The organism is Carboxylicivirga marina, from assembly GCF_016612505.1.
GTDB classification, from domain to species: Bacteria; Bacteroidota; Bacteroidia; order Bacteroidales; family Marinilabiliaceae; genus Carboxylicivirga; species Carboxylicivirga marina.
In genome coordinates this window covers 102,847-129,570 of record NZ_JAENRR010000005.1, presented here as the reverse complement: position 1 = coordinate 129,570, position 26,724 = coordinate 102,847, and the positions used below count along the sequence as shown (strand labels likewise).

Sequence of the window (26,724 nt, the reverse complement as noted above, 5' to 3'; positions counted from 1 at the left end):
AAATGAAAATGACAATAAGCGACAGAGATAAACCATCGAGTATAAAGCATGAGGCGCGCCGCTATTTTTTAATACGCAGCGTGCTGATTGTCCTTTTAATACTCATGTTAACCCTGTTGCTACTTCTCACATTCATATAATTAATATGTTAACTAATTCCAAAAATTAAACTCTTTATGAAAAGAAGAATTAACTGGATTCAAAGAGGACTCATTGGTGCAGTTATGTTGCTTTTATCAGTAAGTATAGCAATTGCCCAAGATGTTTCAATTAGCGGTACTGTAACTAGTGCCGAAGATGGAATGCCAATACCGGGTGTTTCTGTGGTTCAAAAAGGTACTACCAATGGTACAATTACTGACATTGATGGTAACTACACCATTACTGCTCCCAATGGTGAGGTCATTTCATTTACGTTTGTAGGAATGAAGGCTCAGGAATACACAGTTGGTGCTCAAACAACAATTAATGTGGCATTACAGCCCGATGCCGTTGATTTAGATGCTGTAGTTGTTACAGCTCTAGGAATCAAGCGCGAAGAAAAGTCACTTGGGTATGGCGTATCAAAAGTAGACAGCGAAGAAATACAAGCTGCAGCAGGTAGTGATGTACTAAGTTCAATGCAGGGTAAAGTTGCCGGTTTAGACTTAGGTTCTGCGCAAGGTGGACTAGGTTCTTCAAACCGTGTTGTTTTGCGTGGTAATAGTTCAATTTCTGGTAATAACCAGCCGCTTTATGTGGTTGATGGTGTACCAGTAAACAACTCCACAGTTGAAGAAGCTTCTGGTGTATGGGATCGTAAAGATTTCGGTTCGGGTTCGATGGATATTAACCCCGATGACATCGAAAATGTAACTGTTCTAAAAGGTCCTAATGCTGCCGCTTTATACGGCTCGCGTGCACAGAACGGTGCGATTATTATCACTACCAAATCAGGTACGAAAGGACAAGGACTTGGAGTTGAAATATCAAGTTCAAACATGTTTGATGTCGTAACAGACCAGTATTTACCAAAAGTACAAAACAAGTACGGACAAGGTAGTTATGTCAATAATGTTCCAACTTACAGCACTACAGTAACCGATGATAGTTGGGGACCTGCAATGGAAGGTCAGAGCTTGCCATCGTGGAGTGGTTTTGAAGAAAATTTAACGTATTCGCCACAACCGAATAATATCAAGGACTTTTTCGAGACAGGCTTTAAATCAACCAATACCATTGCCCTAACTAAAGGAGGAGAAAATGGTTCGTCTCGATTCTCGTATACGAATTTAAATGGAAGTGGTATTGTTCCTGGCAATGAACAAAATCGTCATAATTTTAATATTAGAACACAATACGATTTGGCTGATTGGTTACGTGTAGATGCCAAAGCCAACTATATCAATCAGGAGATTGAAGGTGGAACATGGTTAGGAGAGGGAAGTAGTAATGCGATTTACGGTTTATTAACCTTACCTCGTAATACAAACTTAAATGAGTTAAAGCGTTACAACTATGAAAACACACCTAACGATCCGTTTATCGGAACGCAAATGAATCCATATTGGACAACCTTGCACGATAACATGATTAACAAGAAGGACCGTTTAATTGGCTTCATTAAAGTTGATTTTGATATCACAAATAATCTGTCAGGTTTTGTAAGAGCAGGTACCGATTATACCGATAACTCAATTGAGGAACGTTATAATATTGGTCATAAGCAAAATAGTACTGGTCAGTGGATAATGAACCAATACAAGCGTCGCGAGTCAAACTTTGATGCTTTATTAAGTTATAACAAGCGTTTTGGTGAGTTGGATTTTGGAGTTAACCTTGGTGGAAACATCATGAAAAACCAAAGTCAATCAACTTATAATCGTGGTGATGATGTTATTTCAAATGGATTTTGGAATATTCAGAATTATCTAAATAAAAATGCGAGTTACAATATCTACGAAAAGCAAGTAAACTCAGCTTATGCAACATTGAATTTAGGATATAGAAATTTCCTTTATTTAGATGCATCTTTCCGTAACGACTGGAGTTCAACGCTTCCAAAAGAAAACCGTTCTTACTTTTATCCGGCTGTTTCAACAAGTATCCTAATAACTGAAGTGCTTGAAATGGATAATGTGAACTTATTGAAAGTTCGTGTTGGATATGCTGAAGTAGGTAACGATTCCGATCCTTATCGTTTAGCTACTACTTTTGGAGTTAATCCTTTATTAGACCATAATGGTATTCCTTTGATGGATGTTGACGGAACTCCTGGTGTACCAGATTTGAAACCAGAACGTACTGGTTCATTTGAATTTGGTGTTGATTTTAGAGCTTATAATAATCGATTATTCGCTGACTTTAACTACTACACACAGTCAACTAAAAATCAGTTGTTCACTACAAAGGTGTCATCTGCAACTGGTTATGTTAATAAGTACTTAAACGGTGGCGATGTGGTTAACAGTGGATTTGAAATGTCATTAGGAGGTATTCCTGTTCAAACCGGTTCTTTCGAGTGGGAAACAACTTTAACTTTAGCTAAGAACGTTACCGAAGTTAAAGAACTTGCTGAAGGATTAGATACACAAGTTCTGGCCGATTTAGGAAACATTGTTGGTGGAGTTCAAATTGTTGCCAATAAAGGCAAAAACGGATATGGCGTAATCATGGGTATGCCTGCCAAAGTTGATGGTGAGTATCAATTAGGTAATAATGGCTTCCTGGCAGGTAATGAGCGTGTGGAGCTTGGTAATTTTACGCCAGATGCAACATTTGGTTGGTTAAATACATTCTCATACAAGCGATTGAACTTACGAGTGTTAGTTGATGGTAAGATTGGTGGTGATGTTATGAATGCTACGAAAGGAGCTATGACTGCCAAAGGAATAACAGAAAATACCCAGGCGCATCGCGAAAACGGAGTTGAGGTATCGGGTGTTGATGCCAATGGCGATCCAACGACCGTATTGATGAATGCACAGGCTTATTGGGGTGGATTGGCTAACTATGGTGAGCCATGGGTTGTTGATGCAACCAATGTTCGCCTGCGTGAGTTAAGTTTCGGTTATAATTTCAAGCTCGACCCAGGTTTCTTCATTAAAAACTTGAGCCTTAACTTCAATGCTTATAACCTGTTCTTTATTTATCGCGATGAAGATGCAAAAGACATTGACCCGAATCAAACCTGGGGTACCGGTAACGCACAAGGGTATAACTTATACAATGTGCCTTCTACAACTTCTTATGGTTTTACTGTAAATGTTAAGTTTTAATCAAAAGTAAATTTAAACAGATGAAAATATTTAATAAATATATTTTAGTTGGTTTGCTTGCTGTAACAAGCTTCAGTTGTACTGATGATTTTGATCAGATGAACACAAACCCCAACTCACCATCAGCTGATAATCCGGCTACCGAAGCAGTATTAGCTAGTTGTATGCGTAAAGCTTTTCATGAAGACAGATACGAATTCTGGCGTGGTGTTGTTTTACATGCCGAACGTTTTGCTGGTCATGTGGATGGTGGTTACAAAGGTGGCTGGTGGGCACCAGGTAATTCATACGATTATCATGAAGGATGGACTGCAGCTGCCTGGGATTCTTATAATTCTTCTTCTTTCGTCAATCACTATGGAGGAGCGTTATTTGCTAATACCAATGTTCTTTTAGAGTATTACGAACAAAATCCTGAGGATGAGTTTGCAAAAGAATTTACAGGAATATGTCATGTATTACGTTCATTTCAGTTTCTTAAAATAACCGATTTATTTGGGGATGCACCCTATTCAGAACATGGTAATATTGATATTCCAACGCCAAAATTTGATGCTCAAAAAGATATCTATGACGATATTGAAGCTAAATTAAAAATGGCTGTGGAGGACTATTTGGCCGCTGATGTAAATATTGGAACAATGTCTGACTATGATTTAGTTTACGGTGGAGATGTTTCAAAATGGAGAAAGTTTGCTAATTCACTTCGTTTACGCATGGCTTTACGTCGTTCAAATGCCGATGCCGATGGAGCTAAAACTATTTTAGCAGATATCGTAAAATATCCGTTGTTAGAAGGGAACGATGATAATGTTATGGTAGAACGAACACAATCATCAACCGATCTTCACAATCAATATTATGGTTTCTTCAAAACATGGCCTGGTTCAATGCCAAATGGCGAATACCAGTGGGATGGATATAACTTGTCTTGGGGACCTGGTCCAGGAGCATTTATTCCTGCTCGTGAAATCGTTGAAGTGATGAAAGGGAGCGCATTATTTGCATCACAAGTCAAAGAAGGTGGGTCATCGACAGATGATATTAATGCTTTGTCTGGTATTTATGATCCACGCCTCGATAAGTATTTTATGAAACCTTTTGGTAAGGAAGGGCATGAGCATAAAGGTCGACCAGGAAGAGCTGAATACTTCCTTAAAGATGGTGTGATTACAAATATTCAGAATGATGATGTAGAGGGAGAAGTTCATAATTACTCTTGGATGCACCCATCGATATGGTACGATGGTGGGACATGGAGTCCGGTAAGCCTCGATTATGCCGAAGTTTGTTTAGCCTTAGCCGAAGCCGTTAACCGTAATTTAGTATCGTACGGACAATCAGATGCTGAGTGGCTAAAAGCGGGCTTAGAAGCAAGTTGCGAGAAGTGGGGTGCTGAAGTTGGTACTTTTGCTGATGATGTAGTAGCCAAATTCAACAGTGGCGATGCGGACGATAAAGAAGCTATAATTGCTACCGAACGCTGGGTGTCAGCTTACACAATGCCTCATCAGGCGTTTTCAATTCTTCGTCGTACAGGCCATCCTGAGTTTGTTTATCTTGATAAGGACATGACAATAACAGGTACATGGGTAAATCCTGATGGGGCAACTGAGGAAAGAACTATTGAGAAATATGCCCAAGGTAGTACAAATTTTAAACTGCCTCAGCGAATGAGAGTGCCTGAAAGTGAAGTGGCCATTAATGATAATGTACCAGAAGAAAGTAAGGACATGATGAATAAAGTATGGTGGGCAAATTACTAATCTTATAATTTTAGTCTCTAAAACCAAACTATTATATAAGTGCGATTAATGAAGAAGAGCTCTGCTAAGGCAGGGCTCTTTTTTTATGGGCAATTACAAAGGTGTAAATATGTTTCAAAATGATTAAACATGTTCCTAATTGTAAAGAAATGTAAAATAATACTTGATTATCATTTGTGCTATGCCTACATTCAACCGTTTGATAATTATTAAACTAAATCATTTTTGCTGGTGAATTAATATTATAAGATGTATGACATGTATAATCTAAATATTAACAATAAATAACAATCATGATTATTAATAACCTAAAAAATCACACGTATGAAAAAAAATGTAAGTTGGTTTAAAAGGTGTTTGTTGCTTATACCAACACTCATTTTCGGAGCGTTTATATACGCTCAGGATTTAAATGTTACAGGTACAGTAACAAGTACAGAAGACGGACAACCAATACCGGGTGTTTCCGTACTTCAAAAAGGAACTTCTAATGGAACAATTACCGATATAAGCGGTATGTATAATATAACAGTTCCTCAAGGTTCAGTTTTGGTGTTTTCTTTTATCGGTATGGCATCAGAGGAAGTAACCGTCACTTCAGTAGGTCCATATGATATTGAAATGCAATCAGAAACTGAGGGCCTTGATGAAGTTGTAGTTACTGCTCTTGGTATAGAGAGAGAAAAAAAGTCCTTGGGGTATGCCATGCAAGAAGTTGAGGGTAATGCTGTAGTTGATGCCCGAGAACAAAACTTAGCAAATACATTGTCAGGTAAGGTTTCAGGTTTACAGGTTGTTCGAGGAGCAGGAGGGCCATCGGGTTCCTCGAAGATTATACTTCGTGGTAACAACTCATTAACAGGAGATAACCAGCCTTTAATTGTTGTAGATGGTATGCCTATTAATAACTTTACCGATGGTGCAGAGGTAGATCAGTGGGGATCTGGTGATGGTCGTGATTTTGGTAGCGGTATTGGTGATTTAAATGCTGATGACATTGAATCAATGTCAGTCTTGAAAGGTGCCTCTGCAGCTGCCTTATATGGCTCGCGTGCTGGGAATGGAGTTATCTTAATTACTACGAAAAAAGGAACTAAAGGAAAGGGAGCTGGTTTTACAATCAATTCTAGATTTGGAGTCGAAAGTTTATTGACGCAGCCTGAACTTCAGGATGAATTTGGTCAAGGATCTGATGGTATATACGATCGTATGTCGGGAAGTTCGTGGGGGCCTAAAGCAGAAGGTCAAATGGTTGATAACTGGGAAGGAAAACAAGTACCTTTGCAAACATATGATAATGTTGAGAATTTTTTCCGTACCGGTACGATTTCGAATCATAATATTTCGTTTTCTCAACAGTATAATAAGACTTCCGTATTTGCATCTCTCACAAGATTTGATAATAAGAGCATGATTCCTGAAACAGATGTTGATAGAACCACATTTACAGTACGTGTTAATACTGAATTTGGGGAAAATGAACGATGGAAATTTGACTCAAAGGTATCGTATATCAATTCTAATTCTGAAAACAGACCATTACCTGGAATTGCAGCACAGAATAATACATTCTTTACCATCTGGACATTACCTCGTTCGATTGATATCAGAGAATTTAATCCTTCAATTGATGAAGATGGGAATCAAATTTGGTGGGACGACGGTAATACTCCTCAAGGAAACCCATGGTGGAACCTTCAATATGGAAAGAACACTGATACACGCGATCGTTTCATGGGATTTATGATGCTGGCATATGAATTTAATCCATGGTTAAGCGCAGAAATTAAGGGAGGTACAGATTTTTATACCACCAAGAAAGAAGAGAAGATCCATACCGGAGGTATTGTTCGCCCTGCAGGTGTATATTCTAAAAATTTTGACGAGGTATATGAGAATAACCTTAGTTTTTTAGTAAAAATGCAAAAAGATGATATTATTGATCGTCTTGGAACTTTCTTGACTTTTGGAGGAAATCTAATGCATCAAAAATCACAAGGAATGGGTGGAAACTCAGGTGATTTGGTTGTTCCTAATTTATTTGCTTTGAATAACGGTGAAAATCCACCAACTGTATCAGAGCGTTTTTCAGAAAGGAAAATGAATTCTCTTTATGGCTCTCTACAGCTAAATTGGGATGGTTATTTATTCTTGGATGCTACGATGCGTAATGACTGGTCTTCTACTTTAAGTGAGGATAATCGTTCTTTCCTTTACCCATCAATCAGTTTATCGGGAATTGTTACTGATATGTTAGATAAAAACGGTATTGATGTACCAAGTTGGATTACTTATGCTAAAGTTCGAGGATCATATGCAGAAGTTGGTAATGATTTAAATCCTTATGAGTTATATAATACTTATAGTATTGGTAAATCACCATCTCCTCATGAGCAAACAACAGCACAGCCTGGTTCTACTCTTTATGACTCAGGTGTTGTTAATGAGTTAATCAAATCATATGAACTAGGTTTTGATATTCGATTTATAAACAATCGATTTGGGTTAGATTTTACATGGTATAAAACAAATGCAACTAATCAATTAATTAAACTGCCTTTAGATTCATTTAGTGGATATAAGAATAAGATAGTGAACGCTGGTAATATTCAAAATAAAGGTATTGAAATAATGTTGGATGCTGATATATTCAGAAATCCTGATGGATTTAACTGGACCGTTACTGCAAATATGTCCCAGAATGAGAATAAGATTCTTGAATTAGAAGGAGATGTGGAAGAATATTCTTTAGGAGCTGTAGATGATCTTAAAATTGTTGCCATGGTTGGTGGCGACTATGGAGAGATGTATGGTAAGAAAATGCTTCGCGTTGAAGATGAGGTAAGTCAATATTTTGGTCAAGTGATTGTTGATGAGAGTGGACTGCCAATTAAAGGAGATGAATGGGAATATTTGGGTAATCAACAGCCAGATTGGATGGTGGGTATTACAAATTCGTTCTCATATAAGAATTTGATGTTAAGTTTCTTGCTTGATATGAAGTTTGGAGGTAAAATTTTCTCAGGAACAACTGCATTTACCCATGGCCGAGGTGTAGCAGCCGGTACTGTCGTTAATGGAGAACGAGAAGAGTTTGTATATGAAGGTGTCGTTGATAATGGAGATGGTACATATGCTCAGAATAGTACAGCAGTATCTCCTGAGTTATATTGGGGGCGAGTTGCCTCGCAAGGTAATTTAGGTATAACCGATGAGTTTACTTATGATGCTTCAAGTATCAGAATTCGTAATTTAAAATTAGGATATAAGTTACCAACTAAATGGTTTAACGACATTCCAATTGTAGGTGCTGATGTATCTATTATTGGTAATAATGTTTGGTTAATTGACAGTGATACACCAGGTATCGATCCGGAATCAGTAATAGGAGTAGGTACTAATGCCATCGGTATGGAAATGGGCTCGCCTCCAACAATGAAATCTTGGACGTTTAATCTATCACTTAAATTCTAATAGGAGGACTTACAATGAGACAATTTAAAATATATATATTAGTTCTAACGCTGTTAACAACAATATCATATTCTTGCAGCGATTTCGATGAAATAAATATTAGTCCAACTGCTGTTGGACCAGATAAAGTACAAGTTGAATACTTTATCAATAATTCTATTATAAAGGCTCAACAAAACCCACACATTGCTGAACGTATGTTCATTCTTAATTGGAAAGGATGTGCACATTACGAACGAGGCTATTATGCAATTACCGGGGGGGATATTAATGGTTGGTCTGAAGATTATTGGAAAGATTATGTAGGGTCATGGATTAATCTTGCTCAACAAGCGATTAATATTGGTAATGAGCAGATTGAAAGTGGAACTGGGTATTCATATACTAATAATTTAGTTCAGATTGCCCGAATTTGGAAAGCGTATTTAATTAGTGAAGTGAGTGATAATTTTGGCCCAAATCCTGCAATTAATGCATTTCAGGGAGAAAATCCTGATTCATACAGTTTAGAAGATACTTACCATTACATTCTTGACGAGCTCGAGGATGCAGTTGGTAAATTGGATGAAGGTGTGGATATGTCACCTGTAACTGAGTTTGATTATATGCTTGGGTTTGATGTGGTATTATGGAAAAAGTATGCAAATTCATTACGTTTAAGATTTGCAATGCGTTTGTCAGAAGCCGATAATGGGTACGCACAGACTAAATTTGAAAAGGCTGTTGCTGATGCTGGGGGTATAGCAGGTTTTGTGATGTCATTAGATGAAATGCCAACTGTCCCTGAAGATGGAGGTTGGAATGATTTGACTCGAGTAATGTCACGTCCTTGGAACAGACAGTATATGACAGCAACTATGTCTAATATTACTTTTGGTCTTGGCGGTGTTGAAAGTCGTAATTTACTCTCTGTAGATGGCGTAGCATTATCTAATCTTGATGAAGCTGTTTTTGATGACCACGTTAAATCTGTTCAGAGTTATTTAGGTTTGTATATGCCTGAAAATATTGCTACTGCAGTCAACGATCCTGCTAAAGGACACTTTTTCGACGGAATACCAGATAAATTAGATCCACGTATATGGAAAATGTTTGGGTTAGTTGGTTATGACGATGGTACAGTCATGTTTAGATATGATGATACTGGCGATGCTTACGATATTAAAGCATGGGATGAAAAGGAACCTGCAGATACAGTTAGGTTGAATTCTAGATATAGTTTTAACTCATGGACTAATGGTGATCATGGTGAAAAATCGTCGAGAACTGATAAATTATATTGGTCATATAACCAACCATGTAAATCTAAAGTATATCATGATGGTCCAACGGAAAGAGTTTGGTTTGGGAGTTGGGAAACATACTTCTTATTGGCCGAAGCTGCATCTTATGGTTGGAATGCTTTAGGTTCGGCCAAACAGCATTATGAAGAAGGTGTAGCTCAAAGTTTTGATTATCATGGATTGAGTCAGTTTGCTAGCGAATATGTATTGTCTGCTGAATATAATAGAGTTGGTACAAGTGTGAGTTTTGACCATACTGATGAGGCGGTTGATTATACCATTAATAATTATGACCCATATACAGAAACAGCAGGAACAACTACATACGAGTATCCGACTAATTTTGGTTTACCAACCAATAATGACGTTCTAACAAAAATTATCACTCAAAAATGGATTGCCAATTGTCCATGGGTTCCAATGGAAGCATGGAATGATCACAGAAGGTTAGGTTTGCCATTTTTCGTCAACCCCGCAGCTGAACGGTTATTACCAGATATGCCGAATGCCAATGAAACAACTATTTTGGAAAGTAGGAAGGAATTTTTCCCGCAACGTCTGAGATATCCTGTTTCATTACAAAATACGAATCCTGATAGTTATAATCAGGCACTTCAGTTCTTAGGAGGTGAAGATGACGTATTGACACCACTTTGGTGGTCGAAGAAGTAATTAAACTCATTATTCATTATAGAAAGGCTGGCAATTGTGTCAGCCTTTTTTTATTTTAACTACCTGACATTAATCATAGGTATAATTCAAATACCTTTCGCACTTTTGTTATTTAGAATAAAGATAGATAGGAACATAATTACACGCTAAAAAATACTGCATAATGACGATGATGAAAGCACTTGTAAAATCAAAAGCCGAAAAAGGTATTTGGTTGGAAGAGGTTAAGATACCAGAAATTGGGCCTAATGATGTGTTGATTAAAGTATCAAAATCTGCCATTTGTGGAACTGACCTGCATATTTATAAATGGGATGAATGGGCACAAAACACCATTCCTGTAGGCATGACAATTGGTCACGAATATGTGGGGCATGTGGCTCGGGTTGGAAGTGAAGTTAAGGAATTTAAAGAAGGTGATCGAGTAACAGGCGAAGGTCATATTGCTTGTGGTCATTGTCGTAATTGTCGTCGCGGACGCCAGCACATATGCGAAAGAACAGTTGGTATTGGTGTTAACATTGATGGCTCATTTGCCGAGTATGTTAAAGTACCTTCAGCCAATGTGATGAAGATTAATGCATCAATTCCTGATGAAGTATTGGCTATTATGGATCCGTTTGGTAATGCGACTCACACTGCATTATCATTCCCATTGATTGGCGAGGATGTATTGATAACAGGTTCGGGACTTATTGGTAGTATGGCTGTAGCTGTCGCTAAATTTGCAGGCGCTCGATATGTTGTTGCTACTGAAACTAACGAGTTTAGAGCCGAACTGGCACGTAAGATGGGAGCTACACGTGTAGTCAATCCAATCACCGAAAACTTACGCGAAGTGATGGATGATTTGGGTATGATTGGCTTTGATATTGGTTTAGAATGTTCTGGTGCTCCGGCTGCGTTTAACCAATTAGTAGAGCATATGTATAATTCAGGTAAAATCTCAATGCTCGGCATATTACCTTCATCAACACAAGTGGACTGGAACCGCATTATATTTAAAGGTCTTACCTTAAAAGGTATCTACGGACGTGAGATGTACGAAACATGGTACCACATGGAACAAATGTTAATGTCAGGACTTGATTTAACTCCAATTATTACGCATCAATACAGCATTAACGACTTTCAGAAAGGATTTGATGTGATGGAAGAAGGGAACTGCGGAAAAGTACTTTTAAACTGGAATTAATTAATTCGCACCATATAAATTGAAGGTAGCCGTTATGGCTACCTTTTTTTATATCTGCTTGTTTACATTTATTCTTAAATTTGGCAGATAATACGCTAAATATGGTAAAAGTTAAACTTTATATAATTGTTAGTTTACTCGCAGGTTCTCTAGTTGTAAACTCTCAGTCGTTGAAACAGTGGGGAGAACAGTTAAATAAGCTCGAGCAGAAAACAGATCCTAACAATAAACGTTTTGATTTGCTGGAATTAAGTAAAGGCTTAAAAGAAATATGGCGTGATGAAAATGATATCAATGAAGTTCTTCATCATACCAATAAGCTAACGGTATCTAAGTCGGCGGATAAAAAAATGACAATAGCCGCATTTGGTAATTCAACTTACCAAGGTGTTTTTCAACTTGAATGGCTGGTGCAGTATGATAATAGGATTTGGTCATTTTCGGAAAAATTTAATTATAACGGTTCTAAAAGCTCAAGTGACTTTACTTATACATTATCAGGTTCTGATGCAGATTTGTACAGTTTTCAAATAAATGATGGGAAACAAGAAATTGTGGATGCGATAGATGTTGTTACCAAATGTAAGTTTGAAGAATTGCAACAGATGCAAGGCAATGAGCAAAAGGATTCTTTAAATACGGTACTACTAAAACGATTAAACTTCCTATGGTCTGATAAAAGCAAGTTCGAAACATCTTTTAAGCAACTAAAAAGGATGAAGACTTTGATTTCGGATGATGAGAAAGTGAAAATATGCACCTATAATATTCAAAAGGAAGGCTTTAATCAGTTGTTTTATGGAGCCGTAATTCTAAATGATGGTGATTTAAAGGTTATACCATTAAACGATACGTCGCCTAAGATTAAATCACCAGAGCGTTCAACACTGTCTGATAAGAAATGGTATGGTGCTATCTATCTTGATTTGATACAAAATCAAAGTGGCAACAAAACTTACTATACGCTGTTGGGCTATAAAGGTCACGGAGAATTTGTAAAAACAAGGGTGATTGATGTATTGATTGTTCAAAATGGGCGCTTACGTTTTGGTGGCCCTATTTTCAAATCTGATAGAATTACGCGTAATCGCCTGGTGTTTAAATATTCAGCAAAAGCTACCATGATGGTGCGTTATGATTCTCGTGAAAAAATGATTGTATTCGATAATTTGGCACCAACAGAACCAATGTTCCGAGGTGTTTATCAATATTATGGGCCCGATTTTTCATATAACGCCCTGAAATTTACAAAGGGTGTCTGGCAATTACGAAAAGACGTCGACCTTCGAAACCCAAAGCTGAATTAACAGATTAAGCTATGACAGATTTTAAACATTTTGTGGAGCAGTTTGCCGACTTAAGAATTTTGCGATATCAGATTCCTGGTTTCAGTGAGTTACCACTCAAAAAAAAACTATATATCTACTATTTATCTGAGGCAGGCCTTTGTGGACGAGATATCATTTGGGATCAGAATTGTGAGGCTAACCTATGGATTCGTAAGGTTTTGGATAAGTTGTATTGTGTGGTTGATAGTAATAGTGATGGCTTTGGTAAGCTTGAGGAGTTTTATAAACGTGTTTTATTCGCCAATGGCATTCATCATCATTATAGTACCGATAAATTACAGCCGAATTTTGCTGCCAATGAGCTTAATAATTGGATTAATTATTTAAGTGCGGATGATGTAAAGGAACTACAATGTGATTCCATTCAGGATATTGTAAAAAAAACAGTGAAGTTGCTGTTCGATAATCAATATCTTAACAAAATGGTGTGTCAGGATGAGGGCAAAGATTTGATTATTAATTCGGCCAATAACTTTTATAAAAACATTAATCAGGCCGAAGCTGAGGATTTCTATAAGTCAAAGTTAGAAGCAGAAGATCTTGAGCCTGTTTCATATGGATTAAATTCTCGATTAATAAAATCTAACAATAAAATCTCAGAAGAAACATACTGTATTAATGGTAAGTATTCCAATTCAATAGAAAAAATCACCTATTGCTTAGGTAAAGCTGCAGAAGTGTGTGAAAACAAACAGCAAAAAGCATTGATTAATACCTTATGCAATTATTATCGTTCAGGCGATTTAACTCTATTTGATGAGTACAGTATTGAATGGATAAAAGAGCAATCTGGCGAAGTTGATTTTATCAATGGTTTTATCGAAGTGTATGGCGATGCGCTTGGTTACAAAGGTGCCTGGGAAAGCCTGGTAAACATTAGCGATAAAGAGGAAACGGAAAAAGTATCAATCATAAGCGATCATGCTCAATGGTTTGAAAATCATTCTCCTGTTTTGGCAGATCATAAAAAAGAAACGGTGAAAGGTGTTAGCATGAAGGTAATTAATGCCATCATGCTTGGTGGCGATTGCTATCCGGCATCACCATTGGGTATTAATCTTCCTAATTCAGAATGGATTCGCGAAAAACATGGTTCTAAATCTGTTTCTTTACAAAATATAAGTCAGGCCTATGAAATGGCGTCCTTGACTTCAGGAGTGGTGGAGGAATTTGCCTTCTCTACAGAAGAAATTAAACTGCATAAACAATATGGCGCCATTGCAGATAATTTACATACGCATTTGCATGAGTGTTTAGGACACGGTTCAGGTAAATTAGAATCAGGTATTCGTTCAGATGATTTAAAAGCTTATGGTTCGGTTATTGAAGAAGCGCGTGCCGATTTATTTGGCCTTTATTTTATGGCTGATAATAAAATGTTGGAGTTAGATCTGGTTCCAGATATGGATGTTTATAAAGCACAGTATAACTCATATATCCGAAACGGTTTAATGGTTCAGTTGGCTCGAGTTAAGCATGGCGCTAATATCGAACAGACGCATATGCGCAATCGACAATTGATAAGTTCGTGGGCCTTTAAAGAAGGAGCTGGTGAGAACGTTATTGAGCATGTATCAAAGGATGGTAAATCGTATTTTAAAATAAACGATTACAGCAAGCTTCGTAAGCTATTTGGAAAGCTATTAAAGGAGGTGCAACGTATAAAATCGCAAGGAGATTACGAGGCCGCCAGAGAACTCGTTGAGCAATATGGAGTAAAGGTAGATAGTACTATGCATAAGGGCGTGCTAGAACGGTATGCTAAACTAAAGATTGCCCCGTATTCAGGTTTTTTAAATCCTAAGTTATCACTCCTTAAAGATGATGATGATTCAGTTATTGATGTGAGTATTGATTATTCTGAAGGGTTTATTGAGCAAATGCGTCGTTATAATCGAGAGTATAGTTTTGAACTTTAACTGGAAAATCCAGCATAGTGATTGGCAATAAGTAGGAGGCGAAGTGTTTGACGTTTTGTATCTGTGATCTATGAACCCAATGTGTTAAGATTATTCCAATATAAACATTACTTTTGCAGCATTACACAATAAGGGAATCAGGTGTAAGGCCTGAACTGTACCCGCAGCCGTAATCCGCACCTTTAGTCAGGAACTTTGTTGTAATCATCCACTGTTAATTTCGATTAATGGGAAGGAGCAATAAAGAAGGAAAGTCGGAAAACCTTGTGCGTAATGCTATTCAAACATAAATCTTTCGGGAGAAAAAGAGATGGTTAAAATATCGACATTACTATTCGCTGCATTACTACTTCTATTTGGGTGTCAGTCAAATAACAAAGGCAATCAAGAACGACTTTCTGTTGCTGAGCCTGATAGTATATATCAACCAAAATACGCTAAAGGTTTTCTTATAAAGTATTATGATGGATACCGACAGTTGGTACTAAATGACCCTTGGGGTGATAAAACTAAATTTGAAAGCATTGCCCTGGTTGAAACGGCTGAGTTAAAAGCAAAACTCCAACAAACGAATGATTATGTGTTGGATTATCCGGCCATTAAATGGATTGCGCTTTCATCTACGATGGTTAATTATGCCGATAAGCTTGAAATGAAAAATACTATTTCGGCAGTTGCTGAGCCTCAGTATATTTCCGATGACTTTATTCAAAGCAGTATTGAAAAAGGCAGCATTCGTAATGTAGGAATGGCTGTTGCGCCTGATATTGAAGTGGTGGTCGATGTCGAACCAGATTTTATGATGGTATCTCCATTTAAAGACAATCATTTTTCGGCCATAACAAGTGCAGGCATTCCAGTTGTAACCAATGCCGATTACCTAGAACATACACCACTTGGACGTGCCGAGTGGCTCGTGTTTGTTGGGGAGTTGCTTGGTAAAGGCGAAAAGGCCAAACGTCAATTTAATGCCATTGAAAGAGAATATCTGGCAGTTAAAAAATCTGTACAAAACATCTCAATACGTCAATCGGTTTTTACCGGGCATATCTATCAAGGTATATGGTATACGCCAGCTGGTGAAAGTTATATGGCTAATTTCTTTAACGATGCGGGCTTTGATTATATATATAAGGATACCAAGGGAACAGGATCGTTGTCGCTCGATTATGAAACAATAATTGACAAAGCCGAACATACCGATTGTTGGGTTTTGATTATTAACCATCCACTGGCGATTAGTTATACCGAAATTGAAAAGATCGATAAACGTTACACCGATTTTGAAGCATTCAAAAGTGAGAACATGGTGGTGACCAACGCTTCGCACTCATTGTATTTTGAAAAAGGACTGCTGCAACCGCATATAGTGCTTGCAGATTTAGTTGATGCTGTTTATCCAGGAATTATAGAAAACCACAAAGCGATTTACTTTCATAAATTAGATAAAAAGTAATGGAAGAGCATCGGTATAAATGGATCATGGGTTTTGTGCTGTTGGCAACACTTGTTCTGGTATTGTTCCTCCTAAATATTGGTGTTGGTTCTGTAGCTATCCCATTTGAAGATATTTTAAAGGTACTGTTAGGTGAAGAGGCATCACGGAATGCCTATAATTCAATTATTCTTAAATCACGATTACCACAAACCATAACTGCTGTTTTGGCAGGTGCTGGCTTAGCAGTGGGAGGCTTGCAAATGCAGACACTATTTCGAAATCCTCTAGCCGGACCATCTATACTTGGTATTAGTAGTGGAGCTGGTTTGGGTGTAGCATTAGTTTTGTTGTTTGCCGGTAATGTACTTGGTGTAAGTATCAGTGGTTATGGTTTATTAGGGCATATGACAGTTGTTGGAGCTGCATTTCTTGGTGCCTTCCTTATCTTGTTGTTAATCGTATTTTTTGCACAGGCCTTACGCGATAATACCATTCTTCTGATAGTTGGAATTATGGTTGGTTATGCCGCTTCTGCCATTATTGGTGTTATGAAGTTTTACAGTCCGAAGGAAGATGTTCATGCCTATGTCATTTGGGGCTTGGGAAGTTTTTCGAATGTCACTTGGGAGCATCTTATAGTATTAATCCCGGTTGTGCTTATTGGCTTACTATACAGCTTAATGCTTATCAAACCCTTAAATGTGCTTGTTTTAGGTGAAAACTATGCCGAAAACCTTGGGATAAATATCAAACATACACGTTTAGCCATATTGTTTTGTACAGGATTACTAACAGCATCTATTACCGCCTTTTGTGGGCCAATTGCATTCTTAGGTCTGGCAGTGCCCCATTTAACCAAAGGCTTGTTTAGAACCAGTAATCAAAAAGTACTCTTACCAGCTGTAATAGTTGCTGGTTCGGTATTGGCCTTATTTTGTAATTTAATTGCCCGATTACCTGGTTTTGAAGGTGCGCTGCCTATTAATGTAGTTACGGGCTTAATAGGTGCACCCATTGTTATATCGGTTATTATCAAACGTCGCAAATTAAATATGAATGGATAACACAGCACTATTAGAATCCGTTAATTTGGCCGTTGGATACAATCAGGGCAGTAGCAGGCAATTGGTTTTGCATAGCAAAATAAACGTGCAATTACATCGAGGTGAGTTTGCCTGTTTATTGGGGCCTAATGGAGCTGGTAAATCAACGCTTATTAAAACCCTAAGTGGTTTTATTCCAAAAATATCAGGTAATGTTTTGGTTGATGGTACACATTTGGAATCATACAAGCGTAATCAATTGGCCAAGGTGGTGAGTGTAGTATTGACCGAAAAATTACAGGTCTCTAACATGACGGTGTTTGATTTAGTGGCGCTGGGGCGAACGCCTTACACCGATTTTTTTGGCACCATTGGTAAACATGACAAGCAACTGGTGATGCAGGCGATAAATGATGTTGGTTTGCAGGGTTTTGCCAATCGTCAATTGGTGTGTATGAGTGATGGTGAGCGACAAAAAGCGATGATAGCAAAAGCTTTGGTGCAGGATACGCCGTTAATTATTCTGGATGAACCTACCGCCTTTTTGGATTTACCTAGTAAGATTGAAATTGTACAATTGCTTAAAAAATTAGCTGAGGAAAAACAAAAAGGTATTTTGCTTTCAACGCATGATTTAGACCTGGCGCTTCAATTGGCCGATAAAATATGGTTATTGGGTCAAGGGCGAGAACTGGAATCAGGCATCCCTGAAGATTTGGTGTTGGCAGATGGCTTTCGTCGCTTCTTCGAAAAAGAAGGCATTCTGTTTGATAATGAGCGTGGTTCATTTAAAGTACAGCAAAAGCAATTAAAAGCCATTCGGGTTGTTGGGGCTGGAATTGAATACAAATGGTTAAGTCATGCCCTTAATCGCAAGGGCTATCAAACAACAGAAACAGAAGGTGACTATCCGCAAATAGAAGTTGATAAAGAAGCCAATAAAGCATATGTTCTTCACCAAACAGATGGAAGTAAACATGAGTTGAGAACCATTGAGGATTTACTAGAACAGATTACCCTGGATTGATTCATTGTTATATTCAAGCTTACAAAACTATCGCCGAATGATTCGGCATTACCACCAAAGCATTCAGAGATAGCTCCAAGCTCTTCAGCGACGCCTCCGAATCATTCAAAGGCACCTCTGAGGCTTGCGAAACTGTCGCCGAGTCGTGCGGCGGTACCTCAGAATTGTATAGAGACACCTTTAAACTCTTCGACAACGTCTCAAAAACATTCAGAGATATCTCTATGGCATGCAAAAGTACTTCCGAATTATTCGGCACTGCCGATGAATCATATGGAGATACCTCCAAGCTCTTCAGCAACGTCTTCGAAACATTCGGAGATATCTCTATGGCTTACGAAAGTACCTCCGAATCATCAGGCGATGCCTCTAAGTCTTTCGTAAACTATTTTTATGTCGATGCATTTCACTCTAAAACTTTGCCTATTAAAACTCTGTGTCTCTAAGCCTCTGTGCTTATTTTCTTACATCATAAATCATTCATCATAAATCTCTAATTCATTTTCTCTGCCAAAATTTCAACCCACTGTCACCTCATGCTGTCGCTTTGTCACACATTGACTAATGGCACAGCCTTTGATAACTTTGTGCCGTTAATTTGAAAGTTAAAAACATAAATATTTGTAACGATGCAAAAAGGACATATTGGGGTTACTACGGAGAACATTTTCCCAATCATCAAAAAGTATCTTTATTCAGATCATGAAATTTTCTTGCGCGAATTGGTTTCCAACGCTGTAGATGCTACTCAAAAGCTAAAAACATTAGCTTCGGTAGGCGAATTCAAAGGTGAAATTGGCGACGCTCCTGTTCGTATTATTCTTGATGAAGATAAAAAGACCATTACAATTTCTGACCGCGGTGTCGGTATGACATCTGAAGAGATTGATAAGTATATTAACCAAGTTGCTTTCTCTGGGGCTAATGAGTTTCTGGAGAAATATAAAAAGGATGCCAATGCCATTATAGGTCATTTCGGTTTAGGTTTCTACTCATCGTTTATGGTGTCTGAAAAGGTCGAAATCATTACCAAATCCTTCCGCGATGATGCACAAGCTGTTAAGTGGAGTTGTGATGGTAGTCCTGAGTACACACTTGAAGAAGTTGAAAAAGAAGATAGAGGTACTGACATTGTTCTTTACATTGATGAAGATAATAAGCAGTATGCAACAAAAGGCGAGATTGATGGTCTTTTGAAAAAGTATTGTCGTTTCTTGCCGGTAGAAGTAGTGTTTGGTAAACAAACAGAGTGGAAAGATGGTAAGGAAGAGCAGACTGATAAAGACAATGTGGTTAATGAAACGAAGCCACTTTGGACGCGTACGCCTTCTGAGTTAAAAGATGAAGATTACAACAAATTCTATCAGGGTTTATACCCAATGACTGATGAGCCATTATTCAACATTCATTTAAATGTAGATTATCCGTTTAACCTGACAGGTGTTCTTTACTTTCCAAAATTGAAGAACAATGTAGAGGTTCAGAAGAATAAGATTCAGCTTTATTGCAACCAGGTTTATGTAACCGATTCAGTTGAAGGAATTGTACCTGAATTTCTGACATTGTTACATGGTGTTATCGATTCTCCAGACATTCCATTGAACGTATCACGTTCATATCTGCAGAGCGATGGTAATGTGAAGAAAATTTCGAGCCATATCACCAAGAAAGTTGCTGACCGTTTAGAAGATATTTTCAAAAAAGATCGTGAAGGATTTGAAGCCAAGTGGGACGATTTGAAGATTTTCATTGAGTATGGCATGTTAACAGAAGAGAAGTTCTACGATCGAGCTAAGAAATTCACTTTGTTGAAGAATACTGATGGTAAATGCTTCACTTTTGATGAGTATGCAGCCATCATTAAAGATAACCAAACCGATAAAGATGATCAGTTGGTTTATCTTTATGCAACGGATGTTGATGCTCAATTTAGCTTTATTGAAGCAGCTAAAAACAAAGGTTACGATGTAATTGTACTGGATGGTCAGTTAGACAGCCACTTTGTTAATCACCTGGAAAGTAAATTTGAGAAGTCTCGCTTTGTACGTGTAGATAGTGATATTGCTGAAAAGTTAATTCCAAAAGCTGAAAACCTTGAGTTAAAATTAACTGAAGCACAGAAGCAAGACTTAACTAGCATCTTTAGCTCACAAGTGCCAAACGTTGATAAGAAAAACTTCATTGTAACTTTTGAAGCATTAGAAGAAACAGATTCGCCAGTGATGATTACGCAGCAGGAGTTTATGCGTCGTATGAAAGAAATGAGTGCATTAGGTGGTGGCGGTATGAACTTCTATGGTGAAATGCCTGATAGCTACAACTTGGTTGTAAACGGTAATCACCCATTGGTTAACCGCATCATCGAAGATGAAGAAAAAGAAGTAGGAGAGAAGGTATCATCTTTACGTCATAAGATTGAAGGTTTAGACGGTAAGCGTGCTGAACTGGAAAAGGCGAAGGAAGGCAAGAAAGATGAAGAAATACCTCAGGCCGATAAAGATGAGTTAGATGATATCAATAAGAAGCTGACTGAGTTGAATGGTAAAAAAGATGAAGAATTAGCTTCGTTTGCATCATCCAATAAATTAGTTTCTCAATTAATTGATTTAGCACTTCTCTCTAACAATATGTTGAAAGGAGAAGCCTTAACGAAGTTTGTTAAGCGTAGTATTGACCTAATTTAAAAGGTAATCATAAATGCAGGAGAAAAGCTCGAAACGTATGTTTCGGGCTTTCTTTTTTTTGTTATACTTATTTCTGGTTGAGGTTTAACTACTCATTGAGTATGTAGATTCGTAAAACTTCAGTATAGCTTTTAATTCCGCCTGTTTTCCTTAACATCATTTAACAAAATAAGATGCTTGTCATGAATTATAAAAGCTTATAAATCCCAGTATTTATCTATTTTTGCGCCGCTTTTAATAGTAAGCGCGTATTTACTTAACCTTATGAGTAGAATATGACGCACACGAAATATTCTAAAAACCAGAAAAAATGGAACAAAAAGTTTTCATCGCTAAAGATGTAACAACTAATCCGGCTCCTCTTGGACTTGCCGGTTTCGGACTAACAACAATCCTATTAAACCTGCACAATGCTGGTTTGTTTGGTCTGGATACAATGATTATGGGTATGGGAATCATGATGGGTGGTTTAATTCAGATTCTTGTAGGCATGCTTGAATGGAAGAAAAACAACATGTTTGGTATGATGGCCTTTAGTTCATATGGCGCATTTTGGATTTCGTTAGTGTTTATTTGGATATTCCCAAAAATGGGATTAGGTGAAGCTCCTTCAGCAACAGCAATGGGCTATTACCTTACAGTGTGGGGTATTTATACTGTTGGTTTTTGGGTTGCTACCTTCAAAATGACCAAAACTATGATGTTTTTGTTCGCAACTGTTGTAGTGTTATTTGCTTTATTAGCGATAGCCAATTTTACTGGTAGTCACTTGATTCATACAATAGCTGGCATAGAAGGGGTTATTTGTGGTGCAACAGCTCTATACATTTCAATAGGTACATTACTCGTTGAAGTGTATGGAAAGCAAATATTGCCAATGCCTTACTAATATTTATCTTGGTACAATTATAGTGTGTTAAATATGCACACTATTAAAGCATATTATCATAGTATTTCAATAATAAGAGGGATTCCTTAATAGGAGACCCTCTTTTTTTTGAAATACTTTGGTACTTTAGCAATAACAAAAGCCATAAGCATGTCAAATAATAAGTTCCAGAACTTCTTCGTAAGCATTGTTGTTCCAACGTTTCTTACCGTAATTCTATTCGTTATTTCATTGTACTTTATTTTTATTCCTGCCTATGAAAGTGCTATTATGAATAAGAAGAAGGAAATGATATCTGAACTTACTAATACGGCCTGGAGTTTATTTGAAGAATATGAGAATGAATACAAAAAGTCTAATTTAAGTAGGGAAGAGGCACAGATTCAAGCTATTGCTCGTGTTTCGGAAATTAGATATGGTAATGAACGTAAAGATTATTTTTGGATTATTAATCAGGAACCAAAGATGATAATGCATCCATATCTTCCTGAACTTGTTGGTAGCGACTTAAACGACTATAAAGATGCCAACGGCAAAAAACTATTTGTCGAAGCAACGAAAGTGGTTGAGGATGATAGTAATGGCTTTATTAACTACATGTGGCAATGGAAAGATGATGCGAGCCAGATTGTGCCAAAATTATCATACGTTAAAGAATTTGAGCCCTGGGATTGGATTATTGGAACGGGCATTTATCTGGATGACGTAGAAGCAGAAATAAAAACACTTAAAAGTAGGTTGCTTCGAATATCATTACTTATTTCATCAATCATTACGCTTATTCTTTTGTTTGTTATCAGGCAAAGTCATTTGATTGAGCGTAAAAGAATGAGGTTGACTGATGAATTGCGTTTATCACAACAGAAATACAAAACACTGGTTGACGCTTCAACGGAAGGTACTATCATGTTTTTACAAAAGAGAATTATTTTTTGTAATTCTAAATTCAGCGACTTATCAGGATACGATACCTATGATATTCAGCAAAAGAATCTCTCAGATTTGTTTACCATTAATTGGGAAGACATTAAAACATCTCTGATTAATAATAAGGTTTCTGCATCAATTGAAACAGATTTGCTTTGTTCTAATGGTGTCAGGAAAAATGTAGTTATTGCTGTTTCCCAGGTTAACTACAATAATCAGGATGGTTACATCATTATTCCCAAAGAAGTATCGCAGAAAGTTAGGCTTGAGAAGGAAGCTGAAAAACTGGCAAGCGAGCTGCAAACATCGCTATTGTTAATGAAGCAACCCATTAAACCTTTAATTCGCGAATTAATAAGTTGTTCACCCAATACAAGTGTTAAAGAGGTAGCTCATCTTATAACGAAAAAGAAATGCCATTATATGTTCGTGAAGGATAAAGGGTATTTAATGGGTGTTATAACTGATAGCGATATCAGGAAAAGAGTGTTAGCTAAGGATAAAAGTATAAATATACCTGCAGCACAAATAATGACAGCGCCAATTGTCACAATTCCGGAGAATGCACTCTTATATGAAACGCATTTGCAGTTTAATCGCGAAGAAGTTACTTCACTTGTTACGCTCAGTGATGAGAATGAGTTCACAGGCTTTATTACCTATCACGATGTTACAAGCATGCAACAAAATACGGTAGGGTATCTTATAAAAGAAATAGCCATCGCCGAAACAAATGAAGAGTTAATCGATATCCATAAAAAGGTGCCTGTGCTGGTAAATGCTTTGGTTCAAAGTGGTGATAATACGGCCAATATTACGCGTATAATTACCTCAATTACTGATGCTATAACAAAACGAATTATTGAATTGGGCATTGAGAGAGTAGGGGAAGCTCCATGTGCGTTTGCTTTTATTGTATTAGGAAGTGAGGGCCGCATGGAACAAAGTCTGAAAACGGATCAGGATAATGCGATTATATTTGAAGATGTGCCGGATGAGCTTCTACCAAATGTTAAAATATATTTTGAGGAATTAGGCGATTTTATCTCGGATTCGTTAAATAACTTAGGCTATAATTATTGCACCGGTGGTATTATGGCCAGTAATCCTAAATGGAATCAACCATGGTCGGTCTGGAAGAACTACTTTGAGAAATGGATTAATAGTAACGATATAGAAAGTGTTGTAGAAGCAAGCATCTTTTTTGATTTACGAGGTATTTATGGTAGCCATGAACTGGTTGATTCATTAAAAAGCTATATGCTCGATGAAGTACGAAATAAGAAGCAGTTTTTGTTTAATATGGCACAATCAGTAAGTAATTATAAGTCACCAGTTGGTGTGTTTGGGAATATTGTTGGCAATAATTTATCGTCTAATAACAAAAGTATTGATGTTAAAATGATATTAATGCCTGTAATAAAGTTCTCAAGATTATATACATTAACATACGGCTTTGATGAAACGAACACTTTAGCACGAATTAAAAGGCTATACGAAGAAGAACACATTCCTAAAATTATGTATGAGGAATTAAGTTTGTCCTATAATTACCTGATGCAGCTACGTTTCAGATTTCAGGCAGCAGATCAGCTGAAGGGTAGTGAGCCCAATAATAACATTGATATTGAAGAGTTGACTCAAATCGAAGTTGGAACATTGAAAAAAGTCTTTTCGGAAGTTAACTCAATTCCTTCAAAAGTAAATGCCGATTACAAGAGCTTTTAAGAAAGAGATAAGTGATTGAAAAGATTTAAAGAGGGAACGAATTCGTTTCCTCTTTTCGTATTATATACTTGAATCATTCGGTTTGTAAACAAACAACCCTTGTGTTTGACTCAGTTTAAATAAAATCTACATAAAGAAATTATATAAAATAATATCACTACTCGATAGTGGATGACCACTATCTTAAAGGATTGTTATGCTTTGATACATAGTTATGTATAACTCTTGTCGAATCTGACGTATATCGATTATGGATATTTAATATTAAAGCGTTATTGGTTATTAGTAATTTAATCATAAGTATAATACTTCTTTAGTGTATTCATAGTCAATAGATAGTCGTAAATTTTAATCATTTGCTTTGCGAAATGATTTTGTTAGTTTTGCACCGCTTTAACCAATCATTGTAAACCTGTTGTCGTTTCTTTTTGGTAAGAAGATTAATAAAGATATAGTTGAAAATGGAAAACAAGCAACGCTCATACAAAGAGCAAAGAAAAAACTCTAAAGAATTTAATAACAGAACTGAGTATCTGGAACACGAATTAACCATTATGAAATTCAGAAAATGGCGACTTAATTTGCCATTCAGGGATTTTAGTTTTGAATTAGAAGATTTAGTGCCGGCATTAGCCGCTACAATTGGTAAGGTAGTGATGGTAACGGCAATGGTGGCAGCATTTGCTGTGCAATTTGGATTGGCTCCTGAATTTGTAGCCGAAAATGTTCGTTTTGAATTATTGATTGCGGGAGGTATTTTCGTTATTTTATTTTCTGCTATACTTAATCCGAATGCTAACCTGGCGGGTACTCATGGTCCAATGATTCCCTTAATTCCTATAATTGCAGCAGCCGGCGGACACCCTCTAGCATTAGGCGTGTTAATCGGTTTCTTTGGTCTGCTTTTAAGTATAACTAAAGGAGGTTCAAAGTTAATGACCCTTACTGGTGTTGGAGTACGTGGTGGACTTTTAATATACCTTGGTGCTGTTGGTTTAATTGGGCAGATAGGTAAATTTAATGGCTGGGCCGAAGCCAGTGGTGTAAGTACAGTTTCTTTCGTAGTTATTGGTATTACCATTATAATATATGCATACCTCGCTCGTATCGGTAAACGTTGGTTAGCTATTCCTTTGTGTTCCGCCATTGCAGGTATTGTTGCCTTCTCAATGGGAGCTGATTTTGCTTTTACCACAAAACCCGGATTACCACATATGAATCCATTTTGGTGGTGGGGTGAAACTACTGGTTGGCAATTAGGATGGCCAAATTTGCAACACTACATTGCAGTAATTCCTTTTGCGATTTTAGCAGTAGCTATGTGGTCGCCTGATTATTTAGGGCACCGTGTATTTCAGGAGATGAACTACCCTAAGCAGGCAAAGAATGTATTGATGGATGTTGATGATACCATGACTGTGGCTTCCATTCGTCAGGCAATAGGAGCTTTTCTTGGTGGAGGTAATATCGCATCTTCGTGGGGAACCTACATGATTCCTGCAGCAATAGCAAAACGTCCGATTCCTGCTGGTGCAATTCTTACAGGTATCTTATGTATCTTGGCTGGGGTTTTAGGTTACCCAATGGATTTAGCCATGTGGGAACCTGTATTGCGTATTGCATTAATTGTTGGTGTATTCTTGCCGTTGCTTGAGGCTGGTATGCAAATGATTCAGAAACAACAAGATTCGTTAAGTGCAGGTACTTGTATTTTTGCAAGTGCATTGGTAAACCCAGTATTTGGTTGGGCTCTAACGATGCTGTTAGATAACTTAGGATTAATTGGTGATCGTGAAAGAGCCAGCAAACTTAGTTGGACTGAGAAGCTTGTTATTCCTAGTGTAATGTTTATTGTTTGTGTAGTTGCATTAGGTTTAGTGGGGCAATTACCAGGTATTAAAGGAATATTCTAGATATTAGCAATCATTATATATCAACGCTCAAACGAAAGTTTGGGCGTTTTTTGTGTTCGCTAAAATGGTCATTCCAAATTGGTAATTATAATAGTGTTAAACTATTCTCACAGGTTTATAGGATTTTGTTGTAGATTTTCTGATGTTTCGAAAATGGTCT

General features: G+C 37.3%; 14 protein-coding genes and 1 riboswitch. All 14 genes read left to right on the top strand.

Annotated elements, in window-relative coordinates; all coding sequences use genetic code 11:
* Positions 1 to 176 precede the first annotated feature (176 nt).
* The 14 genes from JIV24_RS03505 to JIV24_RS03440 all read left to right on the top strand — a co-directional run bounded on the left by JIV24_RS03505 (position 177) and on the right by JIV24_RS03440 (position 26,564).
* Complete coding sequence (locus JIV24_RS03505) at positions 177 to 3,257, top strand: SusC/RagA family TonB-linked outer membrane protein (protein ID WP_200463616.1); 3,081 nt, start codon at positions 177 to 179, stop codon at positions 3,255 to 3,257.
* 20 nt (positions 3,258 to 3,277) lie between these two features.
* Complete coding sequence (locus JIV24_RS03500) at positions 3,278 to 5,023, top strand: SusD/RagB family nutrient-binding outer membrane lipoprotein (protein WP_200463615.1); 1,746 nt, start codon at positions 3,278 to 3,280, stop codon at positions 5,021 to 5,023.
* Between the two features lie 324 nt (positions 5,024 to 5,347).
* Positions 5,348 to 8,497, top strand: coding sequence for a SusC/RagA family TonB-linked outer membrane protein (locus JIV24_RS03495; protein WP_200463614.1), 3,150 nt, complete (start codon positions 5,348 to 5,350; stop codon positions 8,495 to 8,497).
* Between the two features lie 14 nt (positions 8,498 to 8,511).
* A complete protein-coding gene (locus JIV24_RS03490) occupies positions 8,512 to 10,452 on the top strand; it encodes a SusD/RagB family nutrient-binding outer membrane lipoprotein (RefSeq protein WP_200463613.1) in 1,941 nt (646 codons plus the stop codon).
* A 169-nt stretch (positions 10,453 to 10,621) separates the two neighbouring features.
* Entirely contained in the window at positions 10,622 to 11,647 is a 1,026-nt protein-coding gene (gene tdh / locus JIV24_RS03485; RefSeq protein WP_234445693.1) for an L-threonine 3-dehydrogenase, read from the top strand.
* A 101-nt stretch (positions 11,648 to 11,748) separates the two neighbouring features.
* Positions 11,749 to 12,954, top strand: coding sequence for a hypothetical protein (locus JIV24_RS03480; RefSeq protein WP_200463612.1), 1,206 nt, complete (start codon positions 11,749 to 11,751; stop codon positions 12,952 to 12,954).
* A gap of 11 nt (positions 12,955 to 12,965) precedes the next feature.
* Entirely contained in the window at positions 12,966 to 14,915 is a 1,950-nt protein-coding gene (locus JIV24_RS03475) for a dipeptidyl-peptidase 3 family protein (RefSeq protein ID WP_200463611.1), read from the top strand.
* Positions 14,916 to 15,001: 86 nt separating this feature from the next.
* Positions 15,002 to 15,200, top strand: a riboswitch (cobalamin riboswitch).
* 25 nt (positions 15,201 to 15,225) lie between these two features.
* A complete protein-coding gene (locus tag JIV24_RS03470; protein ID WP_200463610.1) occupies positions 15,226 to 16,371 on the top strand; it encodes an ABC transporter substrate-binding protein in 1,146 nt (381 codons plus the stop codon).
* Complete coding sequence (locus JIV24_RS03465; protein ID WP_200463609.1) at positions 16,371 to 17,417, top strand: iron ABC transporter permease; 1,047 nt, start codon at positions 16,371 to 16,373, stop codon at positions 17,415 to 17,417. Before JIV24_RS03470 ends, JIV24_RS03465 begins: the two co-directional genes overlap by 1 nt.
* Positions 17,410 to 18,423 (top strand): ABC transporter ATP-binding protein, encoded by a 1,014-nt coding sequence (locus JIV24_RS03460; protein ID WP_200463608.1) that lies wholly within the window; start codon positions 17,410 to 17,412, stop codon positions 18,421 to 18,423. The genes JIV24_RS03465 and JIV24_RS03460 overlap by 8 nt, the downstream gene beginning before the upstream one ends.
* 629 nt (positions 18,424 to 19,052) lie before the next feature.
* A complete protein-coding gene (gene htpG, locus JIV24_RS03455; RefSeq protein ID WP_200463607.1) occupies positions 19,053 to 21,107 on the top strand; it encodes a molecular chaperone HtpG in 2,055 nt (684 codons plus the stop codon).
* Between the two features lie 310 nt (positions 21,108 to 21,417).
* A complete protein-coding gene (locus tag JIV24_RS03450; protein WP_200463606.1) occupies positions 21,418 to 21,996 on the top strand; it encodes an acetate uptake transporter in 579 nt (192 codons plus the stop codon).
* Between the two features lie 150 nt (positions 21,997 to 22,146).
* A complete protein-coding gene (locus tag JIV24_RS03445; RefSeq protein WP_200463605.1) occupies positions 22,147 to 24,651 on the top strand; it encodes a DUF294 nucleotidyltransferase-like domain-containing protein in 2,505 nt (834 codons plus the stop codon).
* A gap of 461 nt (positions 24,652 to 25,112) precedes the next feature.
* Complete coding sequence (locus JIV24_RS03440) at positions 25,113 to 26,564, top strand: DUF3360 family protein (RefSeq protein ID WP_200463604.1); 1,452 nt, start codon at positions 25,113 to 25,115, stop codon at positions 26,562 to 26,564.
* The last annotated feature ends 160 nt before the right edge of the window (positions 26,565 to 26,724 follow it).

Excerpts from the sequence above, each read along its gene's own strand:
- JIV24_RS03470 (WP_200463610.1), top strand. The coding sequence starts at position 15,226 with ATGGTTAAAATATCGACATTACTATTCGCTGCATTACTACTTCTATTT.
- JIV24_RS03460 (WP_200463608.1), top strand. The coding sequence starts at position 17,410 with ATGGATAACACAGCACTATTAGAATCCGTTAATTTGGCCGTTGGATAC.
- JIV24_RS03495 (WP_200463614.1), top strand. The coding sequence starts at position 5,348 with ATGAAAAAAAATGTAAGTTGGTTTAAAAGGTGTTTGTTGCTTATACCA.
- JIV24_RS03505 (WP_200463616.1), top strand. The coding sequence starts at position 177 with ATGAAAAGAAGAATTAACTGGATTCAAAGAGGACTCATTGGTGCAGTT.
- JIV24_RS03490 (WP_200463613.1), top strand. The coding sequence starts at position 8,512 with ATGAGACAATTTAAAATATATATATTAGTTCTAACGCTGTTAACAACA.
- JIV24_RS03500 (WP_200463615.1), top strand. The coding sequence starts at position 3,278 with ATGAAAATATTTAATAAATATATTTTAGTTGGTTTGCTTGCTGTAACA.
- JIV24_RS03450 (WP_200463606.1), top strand. The coding sequence starts at position 21,418 with ATGGAACAAAAAGTTTTCATCGCTAAAGATGTAACAACTAATCCGGCT.
- JIV24_RS03465 (WP_200463609.1), top strand. The coding sequence starts at position 16,371 with ATGGAAGAGCATCGGTATAAATGGATCATGGGTTTTGTGCTGTTGGCA.
- JIV24_RS03480 (WP_200463612.1), top strand. The coding sequence starts at position 11,749 with ATGGTAAAAGTTAAACTTTATATAATTGTTAGTTTACTCGCAGGTTCT.
- JIV24_RS03445 (WP_200463605.1), top strand. The coding sequence starts at position 22,147 with ATGTCAAATAATAAGTTCCAGAACTTCTTCGTAAGCATTGTTGTTCCA.
- JIV24_RS03440 (WP_200463604.1), top strand. The coding sequence starts at position 25,113 with ATGGAAAACAAGCAACGCTCATACAAAGAGCAAAGAAAAAACTCTAAA.
- JIV24_RS03475 (WP_200463611.1), top strand. The coding sequence starts at position 12,966 with ATGACAGATTTTAAACATTTTGTGGAGCAGTTTGCCGACTTAAGAATT.
- tdh (WP_234445693.1), top strand. The coding sequence starts at position 10,622 with ATGATGAAAGCACTTGTAAAATCAAAAGCCGAAAAAGGTATTTGGTTG.
- htpG (WP_200463607.1), top strand. The coding sequence starts at position 19,053 with ATGCAAAAAGGACATATTGGGGTTACTACGGAGAACATTTTCCCAATC.